Raw genomic sequence first — 23,316 nt, 5'->3', positions numbered from 1 at the left:
CCTGAATTACTTCAGCAGATTATCCAACTGATTAATATCGTCATTGTTCCGCAGGTGCGGCACCTTCCAGCCGTGCTGATCGTAATCGGCCAGGCACTTGTCGACCATCTGCATCATGCGATCCATGTTGCCGGATCCCTGCGCGTGGCGCAGGCACTGCAGGCGGATCTCATCCTGGCTGCCGGCGTAGTTGATCTCATACAGCTCGTGGCGCCCGCCGAACTCGCTGCCGATCGCGTCCCACATCAGCTTGAGGATCTTGATGCGCTCGACGTGATCCATGCCGTCCGATCCGCGCACGTAGCGCGCCAGGTACTTGTCGATCTCCGGGTTGTTCATGTCGCGCACGCTGGACGGCAGGTAGATCAGGCCGCTGGTGACGTTCTTCTCGATAATGTGTTTCACCTTGGTGTAGGCCATCGGCGCCATCACGCGGTAGGTTTGCAGCGCGGCGGAATCCGGCAGGTAAGCGCCGTTTTCCCATTTTGTGGCTTCGGCGCACATCGCGTCGCTCAGCGACCAGAACAGGTTGCGCCAGGCCACCACTTCACCCAGATCGGCCTGCACACCGCGGAACTCCAGCACGCCGGTGCACGAGAGGCTCTTTTGCAGCAGCGCGGTGATAAAGTCCATCTTCACCGCAAGGCGCACGCAGGCCTGCAGCGGGAACAGCCGGGCGAAACCGCCCTGGGTGCTCCAGCGGCGGCAGCGGTCGAAATCGCGGTAGATCAGCACGTTTTCCCACGGGATCAGCACATGATCCATGATCAAGATCGCGTCGTTCTCGTCGAAGCGGCTCGTGAGCGGGTAGTCGAACGGCGATCCGGTGGCGCCGGCCACCAGCTCGTAGGAGGCGCGCGAAATCAGCTTCACCCCTTCCGCGTCCATCGGCGCCACGAACATCAGCGCGAAGTCCGGGTTATCGCCCATCACCTGCGCCGAACCGAAGCCGATGAAGTTGTAGTGGGTCAACGCCGAGTTGGTAGCCACCACTTTGGCGCCGCTGACGATGATGCCAGCGTCGGTCTCTTTCTCCACCTGAATGTAGACGTCCTTCACCTCGTTGACCGGCTTGTGGCGGTCGATCGGTGGGTTGACGATGGCGTGGTTGAAATAGAGCCCGGTTTCCTGAATGCGTTTGTACCAGTGGCGCGCGTTATCGGCGAATTGACCGTAGAACTCCGGATAAGCGCCCAGCGCGCAGCCGAAGGCCGCTTTATAATCCGGCGTGCGCCCCATCCAGCCGTAGCTTTGACGCGACCAGTCGGCGATGGCGTCACGCTGCTGACGCATCTCTTCCGGGCTGCGGGCGTAGCGGAAGAATTTGTGGGTATAGCCGCCGTTGCCGGTGTCGGTATTCCAGCACAGGCGATCCTGGCTGGCCGGATCGTGCAGCGCGTCGTACAGCTGGCCGACAGACGCCGCCGCGTTGCGGAACGCCGGGTGGGTGGTGACGTCTTTCACGCGCTCGCCGTAAATGTAGATTTCGCGGCTATCCTGCAAACTTTTCAGGTATTCGGCGCCGGTGAACGGGCGTTTGCTGTCGGCACGAAAGTCTTCTGGTTTCATCGGGTCTTCCTCGTCATCGGCATTTTTCAGGCCGTGGAGTCGGCCATTTGTTAAAATAATGTTTTCTTTTGGTTGCTTAATTGAAGCTGCCAAAGCCGGTTTCGAGAAGAGACTTTTGCGGCAATCGCCGGTACTTTTCAGGTCAGTTTGCCGCTTTCGCGGCAAACTGTGATCGCGGTTACGAAAGGGCGTGTTGCGCCGCGCGGTAGGTCGAGGGGGAACAGCCTTCCAGCCGATTGAAAAAACGGGCGAAATAGGCCGGATCCTTGAAGCCGAGGCTGTAGGCGGTTTCATGCACCGTACAGGCGCTGAACAGCAGCATGCGTTTGGCCTCGCGCAGCAGCCGATCGAAGATCAGCCGCTTGGGTGGCCGGTTGGCGAAGCGCCGGCACAGGTCGTTGAGCCGCGATTCGGTCACCCCCAGCGCCTGCGCATACTCCGGCACCGGCAGGTGCTCGCGAAAACGCTCGTCTACCATCTTGTTGAACCGCTGAAACAGCTGCAGTTCGCCACGCACGCCGCTGTTGGCGCTGTCTTCCAGCGCGGTGTTGCGCAGCAGCAGCGTGAACACCGCCTGCGCCAGCAGCGCCAGCGTCTGTTCGCGCCCGGCCAGGTTCTGCCCGAACTCGCGGCGGATCAGCGCCCAGTAGTGGCTGAGCGCCGTCAGCTCCTGCGGCGCGTCGGCCAGCGACAGGCAGATGCCCGGCATGTCCAGCGCCAGGTTGCTGCCGGGATACAGATGCTCCAACAGCGGCCAAATCAGCTCCTGGCGCACCGTCAGCACATGGCCGTCGCTGTCCGGTTCGGTGAAGAACGCATGCGGCACCGACGGCGGCGTGAGGATGAACAGCGGCGCCTGCACCGAATAGTGCTGATCGTCAAGCTGCAGCTCTATCTTGCCGGTCTCCAGGAAATGCACCTGGAAGAAGCAGTCATGCCAATGCACCTGCATGTCGCGGCCGAAGAATGCCGCCAGCCCGGCGAAGGTTTCGTAGTGCACCTCGTCGGCGGCGTAGCGCGCGTCATACTCTTTGCAAATATCGATGTTGGCGATAAAGCCGGTACTTTTCCGCACCTCATGACCTCCTGCAATCATGCCCACTTGTGCATCAAGGCGTCGCTCTCGGGCGCGAATCCTTCATCGGAATGCGCCACACCAGCACGGCGCCGACGATCAACAGCGCCGAGACGAAATACAGCCCGGAGTTAAAGCTGCCGGTCAGATCCTTGAACCAGCCGATCAACAGCGGGCTGAGCGCCGATCCGATGTTGCCGGTGGCGTTGATCACCGCGATCCCCACCGCGCGCGCTTCCAGACTGATCGACTGATCCGGCGTGGTCCAGAAGATCGCCATGGCGGTAAAGGAGCCGACCGAGGCCATCACGATCCCGAGCAACTGGATCAGGCTGTGATCGGTGGCAGACGCCAGCAGCCAGCCGGCGGCGGCGAACAGGTACGGCAGCGCGGTGTGGTGCTTGCGCTCCTGCAGCCTGTCGGATCGTTTACTCCACCACACCATGCCGGCGATGGTGCAGATCTGCGGGATCGCCGCCAAAATGCCGATCGTCACGTTGCTGCTGCCCTGGTTGAAGCTTTGCAGGATCTGCGGCGTCCAGATGTTGATCGCGCTCAGGGTGTTGGTCAGGCAGAAATAGGCCAGCGTATACATCAGCACGATCGGCGTGCAGATCTCGCGCCACAGGCTGCGCTGTTGCAGCGCGCGGTGGCTGCTCGGCCCGTTGGGCTGCACCAGCTGCAGCTTGTCGGCCTCCATCATCGCTTGCAGGCTGGCTTTCTCCTCGTCGGTCAGCCACTTGGCCTTGGCCGGCGTATCGTCGAGGTAGAACCACACCACCACGCCCAGCAGCACCGACGGAATGCCTTCCAGCAGGAACAGCCACTGCCAACCCTTCAGGTTCATCACCCCGTCCAGCGCCAGGATATAGCCGGAGACCAGCGAACCGATCGCCATGGTCACCGGCATGGCGATCATGAACAGCGCGTTGGCGCGGGCGCGGTAGAACGCCGGGAACCAGTAGGTGAGGTACACCAGAATGCCCGGCAGGAAACCGGCCTCGGTGATGCCGACGATCATGCGCAGCACGTACAGGCTGGTCGGCCCGGTGGCGAACATGGTGCAGGTGGAGGCGATGCCCCACAGCACCATGATGGTGGCGATCCAGCGCCGCGCACCGACCCGGCTCAGCATCATGTTGCTCGGAATGCCGAAGATCACGTAGGTGACATAGAACAACGTCGCCGCCAGCCCGAACATGGTCGAGCTGAGGCCGAGATCTTTGCCCATCGTCAGCCCGGCGAAGCCGATGTTGATACGATCGAGGAAAGAGAAAACAAACAACACGAACAGGAAAATGATCAGGCGCCGAAACAACTTTTTAATCACCGATTGCTCGGCGGCGGTTAACGCTTTATGTTGCTGCGCCGGGTTGGCCGGCTGCAGCGAATCGACGTGGTTCATGGTTCAGTAGACTCCCGATGAAGGTGCTTGCGCCCCGCCCCGTTTGAATTCGTCCGCCAGGGCTTCCGCCGCCCGCGCCAGCAGGGTGGTGTCCACCCCCACCGCAACGAACAGCGCGCCGGCCTCCAGATAGCGCTGCGCCAGTGCCTTGTTGGCCATCAAAATGCCCGGCGCCTTGCCGGCGGCGCGGATGCGCGCGATGGCGTCGTCGATGGTGCGCTGCACCTCCGGGTGCTGCGGATTACCGGCAAAGCCCATGTCGGCGCTGAGATCCGCCGGGCCGATAAACACGCCGTCCACCCCTTCCACCTGCAAAATGGCGTCGAGGTTTTTCACCGCTTCGCGGGTTTCAATCTGCACCAGCACGCACATCTGCTCATCGGCCTGCTGCAGGTAATCGGGCACCCGGTTCCAGCGCGAAGCGCGCGCCAGGGCGCTGCCGACGCCGCGCACGCCGTGCGGCGGATAGCGCGTGGCGCGCACCGCGTCGCGCGCCTGTTCGGCGTTTTGAATCATCGGGATAAGCAAGGTTTGCGCGCCGACGTCCAGCAGCTGCTTGATGATCACCGCGTCGTTCCACGGTGGCCGCACCACCGGCTGGCTCGGGTAAGGCGCGACCGCCTGCAACTGCCCCAGCACCGTTTGCACGTTGTTGGGCGCATGTTCGCCGTCGATCAGCAGCCAGTCGAAACCGGCGCCGGCCAGCAGCTCGGCGCTGTAGCTGCTGCACAGCCCGAGCCACAGCCCGATCTGCGGGCGTTTTTCCTGCAGCGCACGCTTGAAGTGGTTGGTTAACATCGCATTCTCCCTGACAAGCGGGCGTAGCGCATGGCCCCCGCCCGGTTTAGTCGGCCCGGTTCGCCGAGCCTGCTTTTTAGACGAAGCGGCAGCTGATGCAGCCCATCGGGCCGTAGTCGACGTGGAAGGTATCACCGCGCCGCGCCGGCACCGGCCGGGTGAAGGAGCCGCCGAGGATCACCTGCCCCGCTTCCAGCTCCACCTCATACGGCGCCAGCTTGTTGGCCAGCCAGGCCACGCCGTTGGCCGGGTGGTTGAGCACCGCCGCCGCCACGCCGGATTCTTCAATCACGCCGTTGCGGTACAGCAGCGCGGAAATCCAGCGCAGATCCAGCGCATCCGGCTTGATCGGCCGCCCACCCATCACCACCCCGGCGTTGGCGGCGTTGTCGGAGATGGTGTCGAACACCTTGCGCGGCCGCTGAGTCTCGGGATCGACGTTGTGGCTGCGCGCGTCGATGATCTCCAGCGCCGGAATGACGTAGTCGGTGGCGTTGTAGACGTCGAACAGCGTGCAGTTCGGCCCGCGCAGCGGCTTGGCCAGCACGAACGCCAGCTCCACCTCCACCCGCGGCACGATAAAGCGATCGATCGGAATGTCGCTGCCGTCGTTGAAGAACATGTCGTCCAGCAGCGCGCCGTAGTCCGGCTCGGTGATCTGCGAGCTCACCTGCATGGCGCGCGAGGTCAAGCCGATCTTGTGGCCTTTGAGCGTGCGCCCCTCGGCGATCTTCAGCTCCACCCACTGCCGCTGAATGGCATAGGCGTCTTCGATGGTGATCTCGGGATGATCGAGCGACAGCGCGCGGATCTGTTCACGACTCTTTTCCGCCTGATGCAGGCGCTGTACGGCGCGGTTAACCTGCTCTTTATCCAGCATTTACGACCCCTTATTCACGCCTTGTTGAACAGCGCGTGGACATTGTTCTGTTTGTAATTCAGCACCGGATCCAGCTCTTCCATGGTGAAAGAGAGCGCCAGGTAACGCTGCGCCATCAGCGCGGCGAAGTGTTCCTTGATCAGCGCAAACAGCATCTCGCCCACCTGCTGCCGGCTTTCCAGACTGCGGCCGTGGCCGATCTTCAGCGTCATGTGCACGAAGGCGTAGTCCTGCTTGCCGTCGGCCATCTGCCAGGTGTCGAGCCAGATGGCGCGGCTGCGCACGCCGGCCAGCGGGAAGATGCCGGTCGCCGCCAGCGCCTCGTTGACCTTGGCGAACAGGGTGGGCAAATCCGCCTCGCGGCGGATGTTGTCGGTACATTCAGCGTAAAAATGGGGCATAGCGTTCTCCAGACGGCAAATATGCGCGGGCTCGGCCCGCGCAGCGGCATTTACAGCGTATTGCCAAGCTTGAAACCTTTTTCCGTATCGCCCTCACGGGTATAGGAAAAACCGTCTGCGCCGATGGTGACGGCCATTTCGCTGGGCGCACTGCGCTCGATGACCGGCTGTGGCTGCCCATCGAGATCCAGCACCAGCGATCCTTCGGTATACCAGCTCGGCACCACCGGATTGCCCCACCAGTCGCGGCGCTGGTTGTCATGCACGTCCCAGGTCACGGTCGGGTTGTCCGGATCGCCGGTGTAGTAATCCTGCGTGTAGATTTCCACGCGGTGGCCATCGGGATCGCGCAGGTAGAGGTAGAACGCGTTAGAGACGCCGTGACGGCCGGGGCCGCGTTCGATCAAATCGGATTTGCGCAGCGCGCCGAGCTTGTCGCAGATGGCCAAAATATTGTGCTTTTCATGGGTGGCGAAGGCGATGTGGTGCATGCGCGGCCCGGCGCCGCCGGTCATCGCGGTATCGTGCACCGTCGCCTTGCGGCGCATCCAGGCAGCGTAAACCACGCCGTCTTCATCGCGGATGTCTTCCGTTACGCGGAAGCCCAGCCCCTGGATGTATTCCACGGCGCGCGGCACGTCAGGAGTGATTTGGTTAAAGTGGTCGAGGCGCACCAGCGCGCCCGGCGTATACAGATCGTAGCGCCAGGCCAGGCGCTCGACGTGCTGCACGTCGTAGAAAAACTCATACGGGAAACCGAGCGGATCCTCTACCCGCACCGCATCGCCGATGCCTTTGGCGAACCCGTTCACCCGCCGCTCGGTACGGCAGCCAAGCGCCTTGAAATACGCCTCGGCGCGATCGACGTCTTCCGGCGTGCGCACGCGGAAAGCAAACGCCGCCACGGCGGCGACCGGGCCTTCGCGCAGCACCAGGTTATGGTGAATGAACTCTTCCATCGAACGCAGGTAGAGGGTTTTATCCTCTTCGGCGGTCACGACCAGGCCGAGGATATCGACGTAAAATTCGCGTGCGGCTTTAAGGTTCGTGACCTGAATTTCCATGTAGGCACAGCGCACGACGTCGGGAGCAGGGACAGCATCAGTGGTCAGTTTTGTCGTCATTGTTCTCATCTCTTTCGTTATTATTGTGGCCTGAGGCTCAAACGCCCCATTTCGGGATCGGGTGGTCGCCCATGGAAATGCACACGTTCTTCATTTCGGCGAACACTTCGAAGCTGTATTCGCCGCCTTCGCGGCCGGTGCCGGAGGCTTTCACGCCGCCGAACGGTTGGCGCAGATCGCGTACGTTTTGGGTGTTGACGAAAACCATGCCCGCTTCAATGCCGCGGGCCAGGCGCAGAACCTTGCTCACATCCTGCGTCCAGATGTACGACGCCAGGCCGTACTCCACGTCGTTGGCCATGCGCAGGCCGTCTTCTTCTGATTTGAACGGCAACAGGCAGGCCACCGGCCCGAAGATCTCCTCCTGCGCCACGCGCATCCGGTTGTCGACATCCGCCAGCACCGTCGGGCGCAGGAAGTTGCCGTGGCTCAGGCCGGCCGGTTTGTCCGGGCCACCGGCCAGCAGGGTCGCCCCTTCTTCCACCCCGAGGCGGATATAGCCGGAGACTTTTTCCCAGTGCTGCGGGCTGATCAGCGCCCCCACCTGGGTGTTGGGATCTTGCGGATCGCCCACGCGCAGGCGGTTGGCGCGCTCGGCGAAACGTTTGACGAATTCCGGGTAGATGCTCTCCTGAATGAAGATGCGCGAACCGGCGGTGCAGCGTTCGCCGTTGATCGAGAAGATGGTGAACAGCGCGGCGTCGAGCGCCCGCTCGATGTCGGCGTCTTCAAAGATCAGCACCGGCGACTTGCCGCCCAGTTCCATGGAGAATTTTTTCAGCCCGGCGCTTTCGATGATGCGGCGGCCGGTGGCGGTGCCGCCGGTGAAGGAGACCGCGCGCACGTCTTTATGGCGCACCAGCGCGTCGCCGGCGGTGGCGCCGTAGCCCTGCACCACGTTCAGCACCCCGGCCGGAATGCCGGCCTCCAGCGCCAGCTCGCCCAGGCGATCGGCGGTCAGCGGCGACAGTTCGGACATCTTCAGCACCGCGGTGTTGCCCAGCGCCAGGCAAGGCGCGGTCTTCCAGGTGGCGGTCATGAACGGCACGTTCCACGGCGACACCAGCGCACACACCCCCACCGGCTGCACCAGCGTGTAGTTGAGCATCTTGTCGTCCACCGGGTAAGTCTTGCCGTTCATCTGCTGGCACACCTCGGCGAAGAACTCGAAGTTGTGCGAAGCGCGCGGGATCAGCACGTTTTTGGTCTGGTGGATCGGCAGGCCGGTGTCGGCGGTTTCCAGTTCGGCGATCTGCGGCACGTTCTGGTCGATCAGCTCGCCCAGGCGGCGCATCAGGCGCGCGCGCTCTTTCATCGGCGTGTTGGCCCACTTGGGGAACGCCTCTTTCGCCGCCGCCACCGCCTGGTCTATCTCCAACTGGCCGCCGGAGGCCACCTCCGCCAGCACCTCGCCGTTCGCCGGGTTGGTGGTGGTGAAGTACTCTTTGCTGGCGACGTTCTTGCCGTTGATCCAGTGGTTGATGGTCTTCATCGCAGGCTCTCCTCGTAATCTTTTTCACTGATAATGTGGTTAACCAGACGGCCGATGCCCTCGATTTCCACCACCACTTCGTCGCCCGGCTGCACGTCGGCCAGCCCTTTCGGCGTGCCGGTGGCGATCATGTCGCCCGGCTGCAGCGTCATGAATTCGCTCAGGTAGGCGACCAGGAACGGAATGTCGAAAATCATGTCGGCGGTGCTGCCGCGCTGGCGCAGCTCGCCGTTGACGTAAGTGCTGAGCGCCAGCCGGTGCGGATCGGCGACGTCGTCGCGATCGACGATGTAAGGCCCGATCGGCGTCAGGGTGTCGCGGCTCTTCACCCGCAGATTCGGCCGGTAGTAGTTTTCCAGGTAATCGCGAATGGCGTAGTCGTTGCACAGGGTGTAGCCCGCCACATACTCCATGGCGTGCTCGCGGCTGACGTTGCGCGCGGTCTTGCCGATCACCGCCACCAGCTCGGCTTCGTAATGCATGTACTCCACGCCGGCCGGGCGTACCGACACCTGGCGGTGACCGGTCAGGGTGTTCGGCGCTTTGAGGAACACCAGCGGCTCTTCCGGCGCCTTGAATTCCAGCTCGCTGGCGTGGTCGGCATAATTCAGCCCCAGGGCGAACACCGTGCCCTGCGCCGGCGGCAGCCATTCCACTTCGCGCTCCTGCAGCACCTCGCCGTTCGGCAGCGTGACGCGCAGCTGCTCGTCCACCTGCACGTTGAAGATCTGGCCATGATGGCGAATACGGGCATGTTTCATGATGCGGCTCCTGCCTGGGTGACGCGGTTGGTCAGCGTGGGCAGGCCGGCGGCGCGCACCGTCACCTCATCCCCCGGTTTGATCTCCACCCGCTGGAGCGGGGTGCCGATCAGCACCGCATCGCCCGGCTGCAGGGTGATAAAGTCGCTGATGGCGGCGATCAGCTCCGGCACCGAGCGCACCAGATCGGCGGTGGACCAACGATCCTGCTCCACACCGTTGATCTCGGTGACGATCTCCAGCCGATCGGCATTCGCCAGCTGGCCGATCTCCCCCAACGGGCAGAACCCGTCGCGGCATTTAGCCTTGATCGCCGGGCGGTAGAAGCTGCTCTCCGGCAGGCTGACGTCGTTGGCCAACGCGTAGCCGGCCAGATAACGGCCCACCTGCGCCACCGGCACCTTGCGCGCGGTATCGCCGATGATCACCGCCAGCGTGCCGCCGCTGTGCACGGTTTCACCGGCCGGAAACGGGATCGCCCCGCCGTTGGCGAGGTGGGTGTTGCGCGGTTTGATAAACCAGACCGGGGTTTTGGGCGGGGTCTGATACGGCGGCTGGTGAAACGCCTGATCCCAGGCGTCCAGTTGGCTGCGGTGATTCAGCGCAACGGAAAATACGGTGCCTTTCATGCGAACTCCTCCAATGGCAAAACATGACAACCGGCATTCATTAATATATTAATGATTACTTTTATACGCTGTGCAGCTTTTACGCAACGCGCTTGGAGTGATTTGTGATCGTGATAACAAAATATTCACAAATAACGAACATTAGCGTGATTATTCAATGCATTAATCATTTTTCGCGCCATTTTTCGCTGCGCCCTGCATTTTTGCTTTATCCCTACGGGTAACTTTGGCTACTATTAAGTTATTAACAAAATCGGGCTTTGCGGGGCAGGCGCCCCCATAACGAGCGCCGTAACAACGAACACCTTGATAGCTAAGGCCAAACTTATGCATGAATCGTTAACCATCGCCCTGCTGCAGGCGCGTGAAACCGCCATGGGGTTCTTCCGCCCGATCCTGAAAAGCCACAATCTGACCGAACAGCAGTGGCGCATCATCCGCGTGCTGGCCAACAGCCGCTCGATCGAATTCCACGAGCTGGCGGCGGAAACCTGCATTCTGCGCCCCAGCCTGACCGGCATTCTGTCGCGCATGGAGCGTGACAAGCTGATCTTCCGCCTGAAGCCGGTCAACGATCAGCGCAAGCTGTACGTGTCGCTGACCCAGCAGGGCCAGGATCTGTATGAAGTGGCGCGCCACCAGGTGGAACAGGGCTACGCCGAGATTGAAGCCGCTTTCTCGCGACAGAAAATGGACCAGTTGATGACGCTGCTGGACGAGCTGATCACCCTGGGCGACAGCCTGCCCGCCAACGTCACCGCGCATCCTGCCAAGCAGTGATTTAACCAACCGGAATTCTCAAATTAATTGACGTTGCAGCCAACAACGCTGCAGCGTCAGGTAAGCAGAGAATTCGTTTCCGGCAGCAGCGCGCCGCCGTCCACCACCAGCGTCTGGCCGGTGATGTAGGCCGCCGCCGGCGAGGCGAGAAACACCATCGCCGCGGCGATGTCTTCCGGTTCCCCCAGCCGCCCGAGCGGCACCGAGGCGGCGATCGCCTGATTCACCTGCGCGTCGCCCAGGTTGGCCATCGCCGGCGTGCGGATCATCCCCGGCTCCACGCCGTTGACGCGAATTTTCTCCGCCGCCAGCTCCAGCGCCGCCGCGCGAATAAACCCGTTCACCCCAGCCTTGGAGGCGGCGTAGTGCGCCAGCCCCGGGTAGGCCACCCGCGGGCCGGTCACCGACGAGGTCACCAGAAGGCAGCCGCCGCCCCGGCGGCGCATCCACGGCAGCGCCGCCTGCGCCAGAAAGAACGGCGCCATCAGATTGACGCTCAGCGTGCGTTGCAGCAGAGCCGCGTCGATGGCGGCGAACGGCGTCAGCGGAAAGTAAGCGGCATTGTGGATCACCACGTCCAGCCGTTGATGCCGCTCACCTACCGCCGTCACCAGCTCAGCGATCTGCCCCGGTTCGGCCAGATCGCAAGCCAGCGCCTGCACGCTCAGCCCTTCGTCCCGCAGCGCCTGTGCCGCCGCCTGCGCCTGCGGCAGCTGCACGTCCGCGATCGTCACCTCGGCGCCCAGGCGGGCAAAGGCGCTGACGATCGCCAGACCAATGCCCTGAGCGCCGCCGGTCACCAGCACCGCCTGCCCCGCGAAGGCGTCGGCCGCATAGGTTGCGCTCATCGCCCTATCCTCGTGGGTGACGCGTGGTGTTCAGCACCTGCGCATGGGCGCCGACCGCAAAGTTGCTCAGCGCGCTGAAATCGCTGCCCTGATAACCGAGGATCTTGCCGTCGGTGCGCATGCCCTGCAGATCGATCATCACCACGCCCAACGTCGGGATGATCTTCTCGCGCCAGACGAACAGATAAAGCTGCTCCGCCACCTTCACGTAGTGGCAGCGATCGACGTCCGCCAGCCCTTTTTCCACCCCGTCCAGACACTGCCAGGCGTAGAAGTTATCGTTCAGGTAGATGTGCTCGTACCGTTCGGTCGGGCTGTAGGTGTACATGTTGCGCATGCCGATCAGCTCATCGGTAAAGCCCGGTGGCGCCACGTCGGCGTCATCCAGCGTGCCGAAGCGGAATTCGGCCTCGACCGCGGTCAGCGGCAGCCCCTGCTCCACCCGGCTGAAGGCATCGAGCCGCGCCTGCGCTTCGTCCGGCAGCTGGCCGTATACCGCAGTGAAGTTGCCCTGATTGCGGTCGCATACCAGCGTAATGCTGGCGTTGGCGCGGGCAGGATCGAGAAAATCGATGAACAGCACGCCGGGGCGAATGCTGGTGGCGCGATAGGCGACGCCGCGCCGTTCGCCCCACTCCAGCGTCTGCCCGTCGGTAAACCGGCAGCGCTGCGTCGCGCCGTCGCTAAAGCGCAGCGTCAGCGTAGTGCCCGCCAGCCCGTGCTGCCGTTCCAGCGTATTGCTGTGCGGCGCAAAGCCTTCCGCCAGCGCGCCAACCTGAATGAATACCGCTTCTGAACTCATGGAAATGCTCCTTACAGGGAAGTGAAAGCCAGGGTCGGCACATCGACGATGGTGGAGCCACCGTCGGCCACCAGCGCCGCGCCGGTAATGATTGAAGCTTCGCTGGAACAGAGGAAACGGCAGACACGGGCGATCTCCTCAGCGCTGGCCGGCCGGCGCAGCGGTACGTCGCGACAGACCATCTGGTAAGCCTGCTCCAGCGAAATCTGATGGGCGTCCATCAGCAGTTGCATCTCTTCGTCCGCCATCGGCGTGGTCACCCAGCCCGGACACACCGCGTTGGCGCGCACGCCCAGCGGGCCATAATCGCGGGCGATGGAACGCATCAGCCCGATCAGCGCGTGCTTGGCGGTGACGTAGCCGCAGACCTCCGGCCCGGCGGCCAGCGAGGCGATCGAGGCCACGAACAGCAGGTTGCCGCCGCTTTTAATCAGCTCCGGCAGGCAGGCGCGCGCGCTGGCGAAAGCGCTGTTGAGGTTGCTGTCCATCGCCCCTTGCCATTGCGCGTCGGTCATCTCGGTGATGCGCTTGAAGCCCATGCCGCCGGCGCTGCCGATCAGGCAGTCGATGCGCCCGGCTTCGCGCAGAATGGCCGGCAGCAGCGTGTGGTTCCAGCTCTCGCCGCTGGCGGCATCGCCCACCAGCGCCTGCGCGCCGATCTCTTGCGCCAGCGCCGCCAGCGGTTCCGGGCGGCGGCCGATGATGAACACCCGATCGCCCTGCGCCGCCAGCAGACGGGCGCAGGCGGCGCCGACGCCGGTGCCGCCGCCGGTAATCACAACCACTCTATTCATGATTCAGCTTCTCCATCAGTTGGCCGATCATCAGCAGGCTGCTCAACAGCAGCCGCCGCTGTTCGGCATCCAGCCGCAGATAGCGGCGGCCGGCCGGCAAACGGCTGACCACCTCCGACGCGGCGAAATGCTCAATCTCCACCTGCCAACGCTCGTCGTTAACCGTCAGCCGCACGCGGCGAAAATCCAGCTGCGCCAGCGTCTCGCCGATCTGCGGGTAGCGCTGCAGGCCGTCCAGCACCCGCTGCGCGGCCGCATGGCGCTGGCGCAGCAGATAACGCACCCCGCGCCGCCGCAGCCAGCCGCCGGTCACCACGTCCAGCGTCAGCGGAGGTTGCATCGCGCACGCGCCCTGCAACCGAAAGCGGTGGCTGACGATATGCGCCATAAACAGCCCCTGCACCTGTTCGCCGATCTCGATCTGCGGCCCCTGCGGCAGCGTCAGCCGCAGCAGGCCCGGCGCCAGGCGTTCGCACGCGTAGGGTTCCAGGTTGCGCGCCAGACGATCCAGCGCGGCGCCCGGCCGATAGCCCGACGGCGCTCGCCGCCAGGCGCGATTAAGTGAGGGAAGTAAGCCGATCAAACTGCGCCTCCTCGTTTTCACCCTTGGCGAACGCGTTCTCCAGCACCTGCTCGACCGGCACCGGCTTGAACGGATTCACTTTTTGCACGCACAGCGTCCAGAACAGCGCATAGGCGGCGGTCAGACCGATCATCCAGCCGAAGGGAATGTAGATATCGCTCGGGTTCATTCCCGGCGGCGTGATGTAAACGATGGCCAGCACGATGCCAACGCTGGAAACGATCTGCGGCAGCGGGAACCACGGCGATTTATAGGCGCGCGGCAGATCGGGGCGGCGTACGCGCAGGATCACCACCGAGCAGGTCACCAGCAGGTAGGCCACGCCCCAGGCGCACACCGCCGCCAGCACCAGCGGAATGATCCTGTCGAGGTTGCCCTGAATGGCGAAGGCGTGTACGCAGGGGATTAACACCGCCACCAGAATGCCGACCACCGGCGTTTTAAAGCGCGGGTGCAGATAAGCGAACATGCGCGGCAGCGCGCCGTCCAGCGCCATACCGTACAGAATGCGCGGCACCGCCGCCATCAGCGTGTTGATGGTCGCGGCACCCGCCAGGAGCAGGCCGACGCCGAGCCAGTATTTGCCGAACTGGCCCATTACCTGGCCGGCGAACGCCGGGATGGCCATCGGCGTTTCCAGCAGGCGCGTGCCGCTGGCGGCGTCGATCACCACGTTTTCCACCTGGTGGCTGAGCGCCGCGCCATACAGCGCCATGCACACCGCCACGCCGCACAGCCCCAGCGCCATCGCGCGCGGGATCACCCGATCGCAGCGTTTGATCTCCGGCGCCATCGGCGTCACCAGCTCACAGCCGACGAACATGAACATCGCCATGCCGATCAGGCTGAACACCGCGAAGGGATCGTTCAGGCTCAGCGTGCTGCCGAACCAGCCCTCGAGCGGCACCGCATGCGGCGACAGCAGCCCGACGATGCCGAAAATCACCAGCGTGCTCCACATGGCGAAGGTCAGCACGATCTCCGCCTTGCCGAAGGCCTCGATGCCGAACGCGTTGAGCAGGCCGAACACGATTACCAGCCCGACGCCGACCATCCAGGAGGCGTTGTGGCTTTCCATCAGGGTGTTGAGGTGCTCGAAGTTCACCAGCGCCATGATGCCGGAGAGAATGGTCTCGGCGGTGCCGGCGAAGATGTGCACGATCAGGTAGGCCGACAGCGCGCCGGTGATGGCGAAAAAGCGCCCCATGCCGCAGGAGATGTAGTCGTAAACCGAACCGGAGGTTGGCAGCAGCGCCGCCGCTTCGGAGAAGGTGGTGAGCTGCGCCTGCATCATGATGAAGGCGATCAGCATCGCCAGCGCGAAGGTGTCGCCGCCGATGCCGAAGCCGCTGGTGACCGTCAGGATCACCGGGCTGGCCATGATCACCCCGACCGAACTGGCCAGGGTGGTGGGAAAGCCGACCTTGCCTCGAGCCAGGTGGGCGTGCAACCGCGACGACAGGTTCATGGTTATTTCCTCTTATAGTTTTGGCCTGATGCATGCAGGTGCTTGCAGGTTTTTCACCGCCAGCGGCGGTAATCTCACTATAGAGAGGAAAGGAAAATGCTGACTATCGTCCTTAAGGACGAGACGCTTTCAACCTGCGGCCGCGCTCACGGCGGCGCGCCACTGCATCGCCCCCTGCGGGCTGCGCGGGTAGGCGCGCAGCGGCGCCAGCAGCGCGGAAAAGAAGGCGTAATAGCCGGCGCACAGCCGGTTGTAGCGATCTTCGCCCACATGCGCCGGGCAGCCGCCCTGGCAGACGCTTTTCACGCTGCAGCGTTGGCACTCGCGGCGCAGGCTCTTGTTTTTACCGAACGGCATCTCCGCCGCCCTTGCCGCCAGGGTGGCGAGCGGCGTGTGGCGATCGGCATGGCCGAGCAGGTGCTGCGCGTTGATCAGATGATCGCAGGCGTAAAGCCGCCCGTCCGGCTCCATCACCAGATTGCCGCCGCAGCGTTCGGCATGTACGCAGCTGGGGCTAACGTGGGTGAAATACTGCGCGTAGACCTGCTCGATGTTCATCACGAAGACCTGGCCGACGTGCCCGCGGCTGCGCCAGCGGCGGTATACCGCCAGCATGAAGCGCCCCCAGTTGGCGGCGCTCAGCCCATAGCCGGCGGTGGGCGCGTCCCCTTCCAGCATCAGCGGCTGGAACTGCAGATAGCGCGCCCCGATCGCCACCGCATGATCGTAGATCGCCTCGGCGCGATCCGCGACGCCGTCGTGCACCACCATCAGCAGGTTGAAGTCGATCTGATGGCGCTGCAACAGCGCAATGCCGCGCAGCGCCGCGTCATAGCTGGCGCCGCCGCGCTTGTCCGGCCGGTGGGCGTCCTGCACCTCGCGGTCGCCGTCCAGGCTGACGCCGAGGATAAAGTGATGCTGCCGGAACAGCCGGCACCAGGCGTCGTTCAGCAGGGTACCGTTGGTCTGCAGGCTGTTGCTGATCCGCACGCCCGGCGGCGCATAGCGGCGCTGCAACGCCAGCGCCCGCTTGTAAAAACCGATCCCCGCCAGCAGCGGCTCACCGCCCTGCCAGACGAAGTTGATCTCGCGGCTGTAACGCGGCTGGGCGGCGATGTAGCCGCGGATAAATTCCGCCAGCAGGTCGTCGTCCATCTTGCGCGTCCGCTCCTGCTGGCGCTGCGGGTAGTAGCAGTAGCGGCAACCCAGGTTGCAGCCGGCGCCGATCGGCTTCACCAGCAAATGAAAAGGCGCCGCCGCGCGCGGTTCGCTCTCTACCGGGATCTGCTGCGCGCGCAGCTGGGCCAGGTTCATGGCGCCGCCTGCGGCAACGGTTTGTGGGTCAGCGGATCCAGGCCGATGTAGTCGCCGGTGCTGGCGTCTACACCGAGGTAGTCGATCGCTGCACCTTTGGCTTCAATAACCATGCTCTGCTGCGCAAAACGGCGATACGCCTCGCTCAGCCGTTTGACCCGCTCCGGGTCGGCGGCGGCCAGATCGCGCGTTTCCAGCGGATCGTCATGCAGATTGAACAGCCCCCACGGCGCCATCTGCGCCGTCGGCCCGGCCTTCACCAACCGCCGCAGCTTCCAGACGCCATCCACATAGGCGGCCTGGTTATGCAGCTCCACGCCGTAGGTCGCGCGCGGCACGCCGTCGGCCTCGCCGCTGAAATAGCGCTTGAAGCTGACGCCGACCATCGGCAGCGTCGGTTTGGCCTTCAGCGGTTTGTTGGCGTCGATGCCGGCATAGTCATACAGCGTCGGGGCGATGTCATACACCGCCATCGGCGTGCTGTCGATGCCGCCGCGCCCCTTCAGCCGCGGCGCGGAGATGATGAAATCGGTATTGATGCCGCCCTGCGCGCTGGTGGTTTTGTGGTAGTTGGCGTACGGCGCGTTGCTGACATTGGCCCAGTGCGGCCCGTAGGAAATGAACGATCCCTTGCGGCCGAGGTTGGCGTAGCTGTTGTCGAACTGCCGCCAATACTCCGGCTTCGAGCCGTAGTAGAAGCCGCTGGCGGGGTTGGCGCCGTTGTCGGTGGCGAACACGATCACCGTATTTTGGTCACGGCCGGTCTGCTTCAGGGTATTCAGCACCGCGCCGACCTGATCGTCCATGTAAGCAATCATCGCCGCGTACACCTGCATGGTCTTGGCTTCATATTTTTGCTGCTCGGGCGTCAGCGCGTTCCAGGCCTTATCCAGCGCCAGCGCCGGCATCGGCGTGCGATCGGAAATCAGCCCCAGCGCCTTCAGGCGCTGAATGCGCTGCTGATAGGCCTGCTGGTAACCGGCGTCGTATTTGCCGTCGAATTTGGCGATCCAGTCATCCGGCGCCTGCAGCGGATCGTGCGGCGCGGTAAACGCCAGATAGGCGAAGACGGGTTTGCTCTGCGGCGTATCGCGGATCCACTGTTCCAGCTGATCGGCATAGGCCTTGCTGGAATAGAAATCTTTGGGCAACGACACGCGTTTGCCGTTCAGGGTGTAGAAGGTATGGAACGCCTCCACGGTGCCCAGCGGTTTCGCATCGTCGAAATGGCTGGTGCCGCCCCCCATAAAGGCGAAGGCGCGCTCGAAGCCGCGATCGGTCGGTTTGGCGCCGTCGACATAGCCCAGGTGCCATTTGCCCGCCATCATGGTGGCGTAACCCGCGTCGCGAAAACGCTCCGGCAATGTGGTCACGCGGTCGGTCAGCCGCATTTCATAGCCCGGCTGCGCGGCGGTGCTCTCATACCACCACATGCCGCCCATGCCGGCCTGCTGGTTGGTGTTGCCGGTCATCAGCATCGACCGCGCCGGCGCCGACATCGGCGAGGTGTAGTACTGGCTCATGCGCACGCCCCGTTCGGCCAGCGCCTGCAGGTTGGGCGTCGGTATCTCGCCGCCGAACGGGCTGATGTCGGAGTAGCCCATGTCGTCCACCAGAATGATCAGCACATTGGGGCGATCGGCGTCCGCCCCCTGCGCCAGGCCCGATAAGGCGCCGCTCAACGCCACCGCCAACGTTTTTTTCTGCATCGTTCGTTCCCCGTATGGTCATGCGGACTGAACAACCCGACGCCTCAGCCCGAGAAAGGTCATCATTTTTTCGTCTTATACGTTTGGCGCCGCCTGGCGCTATCTTCAATTCGCAGTGTAGGAAGCGGCGGAAAAGCCTGACTATCGTTCTTAAGAACGAGGAACGGCTCCAGTCGTGCCGGTTGTAGCACGCGCAGGGCGGCGAGGGCTGCACCCGGGCAAACATTGAAAAGCGCTGTAAATTCAGCGGGAAAAGCGGTGAATTATTTCATTAACCTATTAATGAAAATCGCGATAAATCCGAACTGAAAAGCCCTGATTAACGCAGTGTCATCTTGTTATTTATGTGTTTTATTGCAATCGGCCTCACGTTGTTAATATGTTTTTATTGTGTTGCCAAATTGCTATAACTATGCTTGTATCGTTCATATATTGACCGCCAACCTTCTCCAGATTGAATGATAAAGGGAGGAACACGAATCATGCACAGCACCGCATCCGATGCCTTTATCAACAGTTGTTTGGCGACCATCACGCACCTGATCCCGGTGTCCGCCGGGGTGTTTTATCTGGTCGATCGCGACCTGCGGCCGGATCACTACATCCTGCACGGCATGCCCGATAAAACGCATCAGCAGTATCTGAACCACTTCCAGCAGATAGACCCGCTGCAGCCGGCCAATTTTCATCGCCAGGACATCACCATGGTCGGCATGAGCCCGGCGGCGATCGCCGGCAACCGCCGCTATTACCACGACTTTATGCTGCCGAACGACATGCGCGACATGACGGAGATCTTCATCCGCCAGCGCAAGCGCATCGTCGCCGGGGTATCGCTGATCCGCGATACGCCGTTCACTGAAGTGGAGCGCGGCCGCCTGCGCGCGGTGCTGCCGCTGATCGAGCTGGCGACGCGCGATCTGTTGCCCGACGGCGAGGCGCATCTGCTGACCGCCAAAGAGCAAGAGATCGTCAACATGGTGCGCGAAGGCGCCAGCAATAAGCGCATCGCCCTGAAGCTGGGCATTTCGCTGTCCACGGTGAAAACCCATATGCGCAATATTTTCGCCAAAACCGACGTGGTGAACCGCACCGAACTGGTCGCCGGCGGCTTTCTCGCCCACGGTTAACGCCCGATAACGGCCGCCGCTGCCGGCGGCCGGAAAATAACGCCAAAACGTATTCGCCATTTATGGCGCGGCCTCCCCCTGCCCGTAATCGGGCCGGGCGGGATATTTCATCGTCACTCAACGCTTGGGGAAAAGGTTTATGTCCAGTGATTCGGTTTCCGCGCCCGCCGTCGGCGCGGCGCTCCCCTGCCCGCCGCGGCTGCTGACCGCCATTATCGTCTTCGCCGCCATCGCGCCGGGCATTCTGATGACCGCCCCCGCCGTGGCCGCCCAGCTCGCCGCACAATGGCAGCTCGGCCCGGCGCAGATCGGCCACCTGTTCTCCACCGAACTCGGCGCCATGAGCCTGGCCACGCTGCCGGCGTGGTGGTGGATCGGGCGCATCAACTGGCGACGGGTCGCTACGCTGTCGGCGCTGGTGTTTATCGTCGGCAACCTGGCTTCGGCGCTGGTGCAGGACTTTACCCTGCTGCTGCCGCTGCGCTTTATCGCCTCGCTGGCGGGCGGCACCCTGATGATCCTGTGCATCACCTGCGCCGCCGGCACCGCCAATCCCAGCCGGGTCTATGCCTTCTGGGTGCTCGGCCAACTGGTGCTGGGCGCGGTCGGGCTGCTGGTGCTGCCGCCGCTGTTCGCGCACTTCGGCCTGATGGCGGTCTACCTGATTCTGGCGGCCATCATGCTGTGCTGCCTGCCGCTCATCCCGGCATTCCCCAACGGTTTCACCGCCGCCCGCGCCGCCCGCAGCGGCCCCGCCGCCTCGCTGGCGCGCAAGCTGTGTGCCGTGCTGGCGGTGCTGACCTTTTACATCAGCCTGAGCGCGGTCTGGACCTTTATCGGCGGCATCGCCGCCGGCGCCGGGCTGTCGCCGGCCCACAGCGGCCAGGTGCTGGCCGTCGCCACCTTGCTCGGCATCGTCGGCGCGGGGGCCGCAGCGCTGATCGGCGCGCGCTTCGGCGGCGGACGCCTGATCGTGCTGGGGTACGCCCTGCTGCTGGCCAGCGTGGCGCTGCTGACGGGCCAGCCCCTGCTGCTGCGCTTCGCCCTGGCGGCCCTGCTGTTCAAGTTCACCTGGACCTTCGTGCTGCCGTTCATTCTGGCGCGGGTCGCCGGGCTGGATAACGACGGCAAGCTGATGAACGGCATCAACCTGGTGATCGGCGGCGGTATGGCCATCGGCCCGACGCTGGCCGGCTTTCTGATCGAATCTTTCGGCGGTTTCAACGCTTTGCTGTTCGGCGCGCTGGGCTGCGCGCTGCTGTCACTGCTGTTGATTTCGCTGGCTTCACCGCGCGCACCGCGCCGTATAACAGGAGGAGAAAGGTGAAAAGAACAACCGGTTTCTTGTTTGATGAACGCTGTTTCTGGCACAGCACCGGCCTGCACGCCACTACCCTGCCGGTCGGCGGCTGGGTGCAACCGCCTTCGGGCGCCGGCCACGCCGAGTCGCCGGAAACCAAACGGCGCATGAAGAACCTGATGGACGTGTCCGGCCTGTCGCGCCAGCTCACCCTGCTGAGCGCCGAACCGGCGACGGAAGAAGATCTGCTGCGCATTCACCCCGCCCACTACCTGCAGCGTTTCAAACAGGTGAGCGACAGCGGCGGCGGCCTGCTGGGAGAGGAAGCGCCGCTGGGGCCGGGCAGCTATGAAATCGCCAAGCTCTCCGCCGGGCTGGCCTGCGCGGCGGTGGAGGCGGTGCTGCAGGGCGAGCTGGATAACGCCTATGCGCTGTCGCGCCCGCCGGGCCACCACTGCCTGCCGGATCAATCGATGGGCTTCTGCTTCCTGGCCAATATTCCCATCGCCATCGAGCGCGCCAAGGCCCGCCATGGCCTCGGCAAGGTGGCGGTACTCGACTGGGATGTGCACCACGGCAACGGCACCCAGCACATCTATTGGCAGCGCGGCGACGTGCTGACGCTGTCGCTGCATCAGGACGGCTGCTTCCCGGCGGGCTATTCCGGCGAACGGGATCGCGGCGAAGGCGACGGGGCGGGCTGCAATGTTAACGTGCCGATGCTGGCCGGCGCCGGCGACGACGGCTACCTGCACGCCATGCGGCGCATCATCATCCCGGCGCTGGAAAAATTCGAGCCGGAGCTGATCATCGTCGCCTGCGGCTACGATGCCAACGCCCTCGATCCGCTGGCGCGCATGCAGCTGCACAGCGACAGCTTCCGCGCCATGACCGCGCTGGTGCAGGACGCCGCCGACCGGCTGTGCGGCGGCAAGCTGGTGATGGTGCACGAAGGCGGCTACGCCGAATCCTACGTGCCGTTCTGCGGGCTGGCGGTGATGGAACAGCTGAGCGGCGTGCGCACTGAAGTGCAGGATCCGCTGCTGGCGTTTATCCAGCAACAGCAGCCGCGCGACGCCTTCAACCGCTTCCAGCGCGAAGCGCTCGACGAGCTGGCGCGCCAGTTCGGCCTGTAATCCCCTCTTTGCGGGCGCCGCACCCGGCGCCCCTGACAACCTCGCCGCCAGCCGCTACGCTGAAGGGCAACCCTACCCACCATGAGAACAATAACATGCCCGAACAAACCGTCAGCTTTATCAAAGGCCGTCACGGCGACATCGCCGTGCACGACTGGGGAAACGACCAGCCGCGCTATCTGGCGCTGCTGATACACGGCTACGGCGAGCATCTCGGCCGTTACCAATACGTGGCGCGCACGCTGCAGGCACAGGGCGCGCGGGTGTTCGGCCCCGACCATCTCGGCCACGGCCTGTCGCAGGGCGAACGCGTGCTGATCGAGGATTATGACGCCGTGGTCGACGACGTGCAGCGCGTGGTCAGCCATTTCCGGCAGCAATACCCCACCTTGCCGCTGGTGGTGATCGGCCACTCGATGGGCGGCATGATCGCCACCCGCTACGTGCAGCGCTACGGCGAGGAGGTGCGTGCGCTGGTGCTGTCCGGCCCGCTGCTTGGCGACAGAACGGCGATCTCCGATCTGGCCGAACTGCCGACGATCCCCGACGCGCCGCTGGATACCGCCACCCTGGCGCGCGATCCGGCGGTCGGCGCGGCCTATCAGGAAGATCCGCTGGTGTGGCACGGGCCGTTCAAGCGCCCCACCCTGCGCGCCATGCAGCGGATCCTCGCCGCCATCAACGCCGGGCCGGGCTTCGGCGCGCTGCCCACGCTGTGGATCCACGGCGACGACGATCGGCTGGTGCTGATGAGCGAAACGCAAACCGCGCTCGATCGTCTGCGCGGCGACGATTTCGAACGGATGATCAATGCGGGCGGGCGGCACGAGAGCTTTAACGAAACCAATAAGGATCAGATCCTCAAGCGGGTGACCGATTTTATTGCGCGGGTGTTAGGCTAAGGCGCTCCCCCTCAGCGGGCCGAGGGGGGCATGACGGCGTCAGCCTTCGACGATGGCGAGATAGTGTTTGACGAAGCGATCCGAGGTGATATCCCAGCGCACCGGGGTGCCCTTCTCGACGAACCAGGAATCGCCGGCCTGATACTGCACCGATTCGCCGGTGCGTTCGTTGGTCAGGGTCGCGCTGCCTTCCCACACCGTGGCGTGCTCGGCGAACGGATACTCCATCACGAAGCTGCCGCGAGTGCAGCTGAACACGCCGCAGTTCAGGTTGTCGGTCGGTTCGCCGAAAATGCTGGCCACGCCGACGGTCGGCGTGCCGGCGATCACCGTGGCGCCCAGGTTGCTGACGCTACCGATCTCCAGCAGTTCCGGCAGCGGTTGTTTAAGCAGTAACGGTTTCATGTGATTCTCCT

Annotated in this window: 23 protein-coding genes; 5 read left to right on the top strand and 18 right to left on the bottom strand. The window is 63.7% G+C overall.

Annotation, left to right across the window (positions count from 1 at the left end; genetic code table 11):
* Positions 1–6 precede the first annotated feature (6 nt).
* The 10 genes from hpaB to ACJ8QI_RS15825 form a co-directional block, all read right to left on the bottom strand.
* A complete protein-coding gene (hpaB, locus tag ACJ8QI_RS15870) occupies positions 7–1,569 on the bottom strand; it encodes a 4-hydroxyphenylacetate 3-monooxygenase, oxygenase component (protein WP_019454961.1) in 1,563 nt (520 codons plus the stop codon).
* 178 nt (positions 1,570–1,747) lie between these two features.
* Positions 1,748–2,644 carry a 4-hydroxyphenylacetate catabolism regulatory protein HpaA gene (gene hpaA, locus ACJ8QI_RS15865; protein ID WP_060422240.1) on the bottom strand — a complete coding sequence of 299 codons (897 nt, stop codon included), beginning with the start codon at positions 2,642–2,644 and terminating at the stop codon, positions 1,748–1,750.
* Between the two features lie 34 nt (positions 2,645–2,678).
* Complete coding sequence (gene hpaX, locus ACJ8QI_RS15860; RefSeq protein WP_038878424.1) at positions 2,679–4,049, bottom strand: 4-hydroxyphenylacetate permease; 1,371 nt, start codon at positions 4,047–4,049, stop codon at positions 2,679–2,681.
* Positions 4,050–4,052: 3 nt separating this feature from the next.
* Positions 4,053–4,847, bottom strand: coding sequence for a 4-hydroxy-2-oxoheptanedioate aldolase (gene hpaI / locus ACJ8QI_RS15855; RefSeq protein ID WP_060440813.1), 795 nt, complete (start codon positions 4,845–4,847; stop codon positions 4,053–4,055).
* 76 nt (positions 4,848–4,923) lie between these two features.
* Entirely contained in the window at positions 4,924–5,727 is an 804-nt protein-coding gene (hpaH, locus tag ACJ8QI_RS15850) for a 2-oxo-hept-4-ene-1,7-dioate hydratase (protein ID WP_004933170.1), read from the bottom strand.
* Positions 5,728–5,741: 14 nt separating this feature from the next.
* Positions 5,742–6,128, bottom strand: coding sequence for a 5-carboxymethyl-2-hydroxymuconate Delta-isomerase (locus tag ACJ8QI_RS15845; RefSeq protein WP_004933172.1), 387 nt, complete (start codon positions 6,126–6,128; stop codon positions 5,742–5,744).
* A 50-nt stretch (positions 6,129–6,178) separates the two neighbouring features.
* A complete protein-coding gene (gene hpaD, locus ACJ8QI_RS15840; protein WP_089180517.1) occupies positions 6,179–7,252 on the bottom strand; it encodes a 3,4-dihydroxyphenylacetate 2,3-dioxygenase in 1,074 nt (357 codons plus the stop codon).
* Positions 7,253–7,289: 37 nt separating this feature from the next.
* A complete protein-coding gene (gene hpaE / locus ACJ8QI_RS15835; RefSeq protein ID WP_033636981.1) occupies positions 7,290–8,744 on the bottom strand; it encodes a 5-carboxymethyl-2-hydroxymuconate semialdehyde dehydrogenase in 1,455 nt (484 codons plus the stop codon).
* Positions 8,741–9,505 (bottom strand): fumarylacetoacetate hydrolase family protein, encoded by a 765-nt coding sequence (locus tag ACJ8QI_RS15830; protein ID WP_049202355.1) that lies wholly within the window; start codon positions 9,503–9,505, stop codon positions 8,741–8,743. The genes hpaE and ACJ8QI_RS15830 overlap by 4 nt, the downstream gene beginning before the upstream one ends.
* Positions 9,502–10,134 (bottom strand): fumarylacetoacetate hydrolase family protein, encoded by a 633-nt coding sequence (locus tag ACJ8QI_RS15825; RefSeq protein WP_336843691.1) that lies wholly within the window; start codon positions 10,132–10,134, stop codon positions 9,502–9,504. The genes ACJ8QI_RS15830 and ACJ8QI_RS15825 overlap by 4 nt, the downstream gene beginning before the upstream one ends.
* A 327-nt stretch (positions 10,135–10,461) precedes the next feature.
* On the opposite strand from ACJ8QI_RS15825, the gene hpaR reads away from it, so the two are divergent.
* Positions 10,462–10,914, top strand: a complete 453-nt coding sequence (gene hpaR, locus ACJ8QI_RS15820) for a homoprotocatechuate degradation operon regulator HpaR (protein ID WP_004933183.1) — start codon at positions 10,462–10,464, stop codon at positions 10,912–10,914.
* Positions 10,915–10,970: 56 nt separating this feature from the next.
* Here hpaR and ACJ8QI_RS15815 read toward each other — a convergent pair whose 3' ends face one another.
* The 7 genes from ACJ8QI_RS15815 to ACJ8QI_RS15785 all read right to left on the bottom strand — a co-directional run bounded on the left by ACJ8QI_RS15815 (position 10,971) and on the right by ACJ8QI_RS15785 (position 18,432).
* Positions 10,971–11,762 carry an SDR family oxidoreductase gene (locus ACJ8QI_RS15815; protein ID WP_084826886.1) on the bottom strand — a complete coding sequence of 264 codons (792 nt, stop codon included), beginning with the start codon at positions 11,760–11,762 and terminating at the stop codon, positions 10,971–10,973.
* 4 nt (positions 11,763–11,766) lie between these two features.
* Positions 11,767–12,564, bottom strand: coding sequence for a molybdenum cofactor biosynthesis F family protein (locus ACJ8QI_RS15810; RefSeq protein ID WP_442532799.1), 798 nt, complete (start codon positions 12,562–12,564; stop codon positions 11,767–11,769).
* An 11-nt stretch (positions 12,565–12,575) separates the two neighbouring features.
* Positions 12,576–13,358, bottom strand: coding sequence for an SDR family NAD(P)-dependent oxidoreductase (locus ACJ8QI_RS15805; RefSeq protein ID WP_442532798.1), 783 nt, complete (start codon positions 13,356–13,358; stop codon positions 12,576–12,578).
* Positions 13,351–13,941 carry a DUF3156 family protein gene (locus ACJ8QI_RS15800; protein ID WP_442532797.1) on the bottom strand — a complete coding sequence of 197 codons (591 nt, stop codon included), beginning with the start codon at positions 13,939–13,941 and terminating at the stop codon, positions 13,351–13,353. The genes ACJ8QI_RS15805 and ACJ8QI_RS15800 overlap by 8 nt, the downstream gene beginning before the upstream one ends.
* Entirely contained in the window at positions 13,916–15,409 is a 1,494-nt protein-coding gene (locus ACJ8QI_RS15795) for an APC family permease (protein ID WP_033648536.1), read from the bottom strand. The genes ACJ8QI_RS15800 and ACJ8QI_RS15795 overlap by 26 nt, the downstream gene beginning before the upstream one ends.
* A 129-nt stretch (positions 15,410–15,538) precedes the next feature.
* Positions 15,539–16,723 carry an anaerobic sulfatase maturase gene (locus ACJ8QI_RS15790; protein WP_049194547.1) on the bottom strand — a complete coding sequence of 395 codons (1,185 nt, stop codon included), beginning with the start codon at positions 16,721–16,723 and terminating at the stop codon, positions 15,539–15,541.
* Entirely contained in the window at positions 16,720–18,432 is a 1,713-nt protein-coding gene (locus ACJ8QI_RS15785; protein WP_442532796.1) for an arylsulfatase, read from the bottom strand. The genes ACJ8QI_RS15790 and ACJ8QI_RS15785 overlap by 4 nt, the downstream gene beginning before the upstream one ends.
* Positions 18,433–18,914: 482 nt before the next feature.
* Between ACJ8QI_RS15785 and ACJ8QI_RS15780 the strand changes: the two genes are divergently transcribed.
* The 4 genes from ACJ8QI_RS15780 to ACJ8QI_RS15765 all read left to right on the top strand — a co-directional run bounded on the left by ACJ8QI_RS15780 (position 18,915) and on the right by ACJ8QI_RS15765 (position 22,900).
* Positions 18,915–19,562, top strand: coding sequence for a helix-turn-helix transcriptional regulator (locus ACJ8QI_RS15780; protein ID WP_442532795.1), 648 nt, complete (start codon positions 18,915–18,917; stop codon positions 19,560–19,562).
* 139 nt (positions 19,563–19,701) lie between these two features.
* Entirely contained in the window at positions 19,702–20,889 is a 1,188-nt protein-coding gene (locus ACJ8QI_RS15775; protein WP_442532794.1) for an MFS transporter, read from the top strand.
* Positions 20,886–21,998, top strand: a complete 1,113-nt coding sequence (locus ACJ8QI_RS15770) for a class II histone deacetylase (protein WP_060428708.1) — start codon at positions 20,886–20,888, stop codon at positions 21,996–21,998. The genes ACJ8QI_RS15775 and ACJ8QI_RS15770 overlap by 4 nt, the downstream gene beginning before the upstream one ends.
* A 95-nt stretch (positions 21,999–22,093) precedes the next feature.
* Complete coding sequence (locus tag ACJ8QI_RS15765) at positions 22,094–22,900, top strand: alpha/beta hydrolase (protein WP_201965304.1); 807 nt, start codon at positions 22,094–22,096, stop codon at positions 22,898–22,900.
* A 39-nt stretch (positions 22,901–22,939) separates the two neighbouring features.
* On the opposite strand, the gene ACJ8QI_RS15760 is transcribed toward ACJ8QI_RS15765, so the two are convergent.
* Positions 22,940–23,305, bottom strand: a complete 366-nt coding sequence (locus tag ACJ8QI_RS15760) for a cupin domain-containing protein (protein ID WP_019454941.1) — start codon at positions 23,303–23,305, stop codon at positions 22,940–22,942.
* Between the last annotated feature and the right edge of the window lie 11 nt (positions 23,306–23,316).

Origin of the sequence: Serratia sp. CY84636 (genome assembly GCF_052166245.1) — a bacterium.
Classification (GTDB): domain Bacteria; phylum Pseudomonadota; class Gammaproteobacteria; order Enterobacterales; family Enterobacteriaceae; genus Serratia; species Serratia nevei.
The sequence above is the reverse complement of the archived record's forward strand: the minus strand, read 5'-3'. Positions and strand labels throughout refer to the sequence as shown.

What these genes read in the sequence shown, in the direction of transcription:
- hpaB (WP_019454961.1), bottom strand. Translation starts at nt 1,569, where the DNA reads ATGAAACCAGAAGACTTTCGTGCCGACAGCAAACGCCCGTTCACCGGC.
- hpaX (WP_038878424.1), bottom strand. Translation starts at nt 4,049, where the DNA reads ATGAACCACGTCGATTCGCTGCAGCCGGCCAACCCGGCGCAGCAACAT.
- hpaI (WP_060440813.1), bottom strand. Translation starts at nt 4,847, where the DNA reads ATGTTAACCAACCACTTCAAGCGTGCGCTGCAGGAAAAACGCCCGCAG.
- hpaH (WP_004933170.1), bottom strand. Translation starts at nt 5,727, where the DNA reads ATGCTGGATAAAGAGCAGGTTAACCGCGCCGTACAGCGCCTGCATCAG.
- ACJ8QI_RS15845 (WP_004933172.1), bottom strand. Translation starts at nt 6,128, where the DNA reads ATGCCCCATTTTTACGCTGAATGTACCGACAACATCCGCCGCGAGGCG.
- hpaD (WP_089180517.1), bottom strand. Translation starts at nt 7,252, where the DNA reads ATGACGACAAAACTGACCACTGATGCTGTCCCTGCTCCCGACGTCGTG.
- hpaE (WP_033636981.1), bottom strand. Translation starts at nt 8,744, where the DNA reads ATGAAGACCATCAACCACTGGATCAACGGCAAGAACGTCGCCAGCAAA.
- ACJ8QI_RS15830 (WP_049202355.1), bottom strand. Translation starts at nt 9,505, where the DNA reads ATGAAACATGCCCGTATTCGCCATCATGGCCAGATCTTCAACGTGCAG.
- ACJ8QI_RS15825 (WP_336843691.1), bottom strand. Translation starts at nt 10,134, where the DNA reads ATGAAAGGCACCGTATTTTCCGTTGCGCTGAATCACCGCAGCCAACTG.
- hpaR (WP_004933183.1), top strand. Translation starts at nt 10,462, where the DNA reads ATGCATGAATCGTTAACCATCGCCCTGCTGCAGGCGCGTGAAACCGCC.
- ACJ8QI_RS15815 (WP_084826886.1), bottom strand. Translation starts at nt 11,762, where the DNA reads ATGAGCGCAACCTATGCGGCCGACGCCTTCGCGGGGCAGGCGGTGCTG.
- ACJ8QI_RS15810 (WP_442532799.1), bottom strand. Translation starts at nt 12,564, where the DNA reads ATGAGTTCAGAAGCGGTATTCATTCAGGTTGGCGCGCTGGCGGAAGGC.
- ACJ8QI_RS15805 (WP_442532798.1), bottom strand. Translation starts at nt 13,358, where the DNA reads ATGAATAGAGTGGTTGTGATTACCGGCGGCGGCACCGGCGTCGGCGCC.
- ACJ8QI_RS15795 (WP_033648536.1), bottom strand. Translation starts at nt 15,409, where the DNA reads ATGAACCTGTCGTCGCGGTTGCACGCCCACCTGGCTCGAGGCAAGGTC.
- ACJ8QI_RS15790 (WP_049194547.1), bottom strand. Translation starts at nt 16,723, where the DNA reads ATGAACCTGGCCCAGCTGCGCGCGCAGCAGATCCCGGTAGAGAGCGAA.
- ACJ8QI_RS15785 (WP_442532796.1), bottom strand. Translation starts at nt 18,432, where the DNA reads ATGCAGAAAAAAACGTTGGCGGTGGCGTTGAGCGGCGCCTTATCGGGC.
- ACJ8QI_RS15780 (WP_442532795.1), top strand. Translation starts at nt 18,915, where the DNA reads ATGCACAGCACCGCATCCGATGCCTTTATCAACAGTTGTTTGGCGACC.
- ACJ8QI_RS15775 (WP_442532794.1), top strand. Translation starts at nt 19,702, where the DNA reads ATGTCCAGTGATTCGGTTTCCGCGCCCGCCGTCGGCGCGGCGCTCCCC.
- ACJ8QI_RS15765 (WP_201965304.1), top strand. Translation starts at nt 22,094, where the DNA reads ATGCCCGAACAAACCGTCAGCTTTATCAAAGGCCGTCACGGCGACATC.
- ACJ8QI_RS15760 (WP_019454941.1), bottom strand. Translation starts at nt 23,305, where the DNA reads ATGAAACCGTTACTGCTTAAACAACCGCTGCCGGAACTGCTGGAGATC.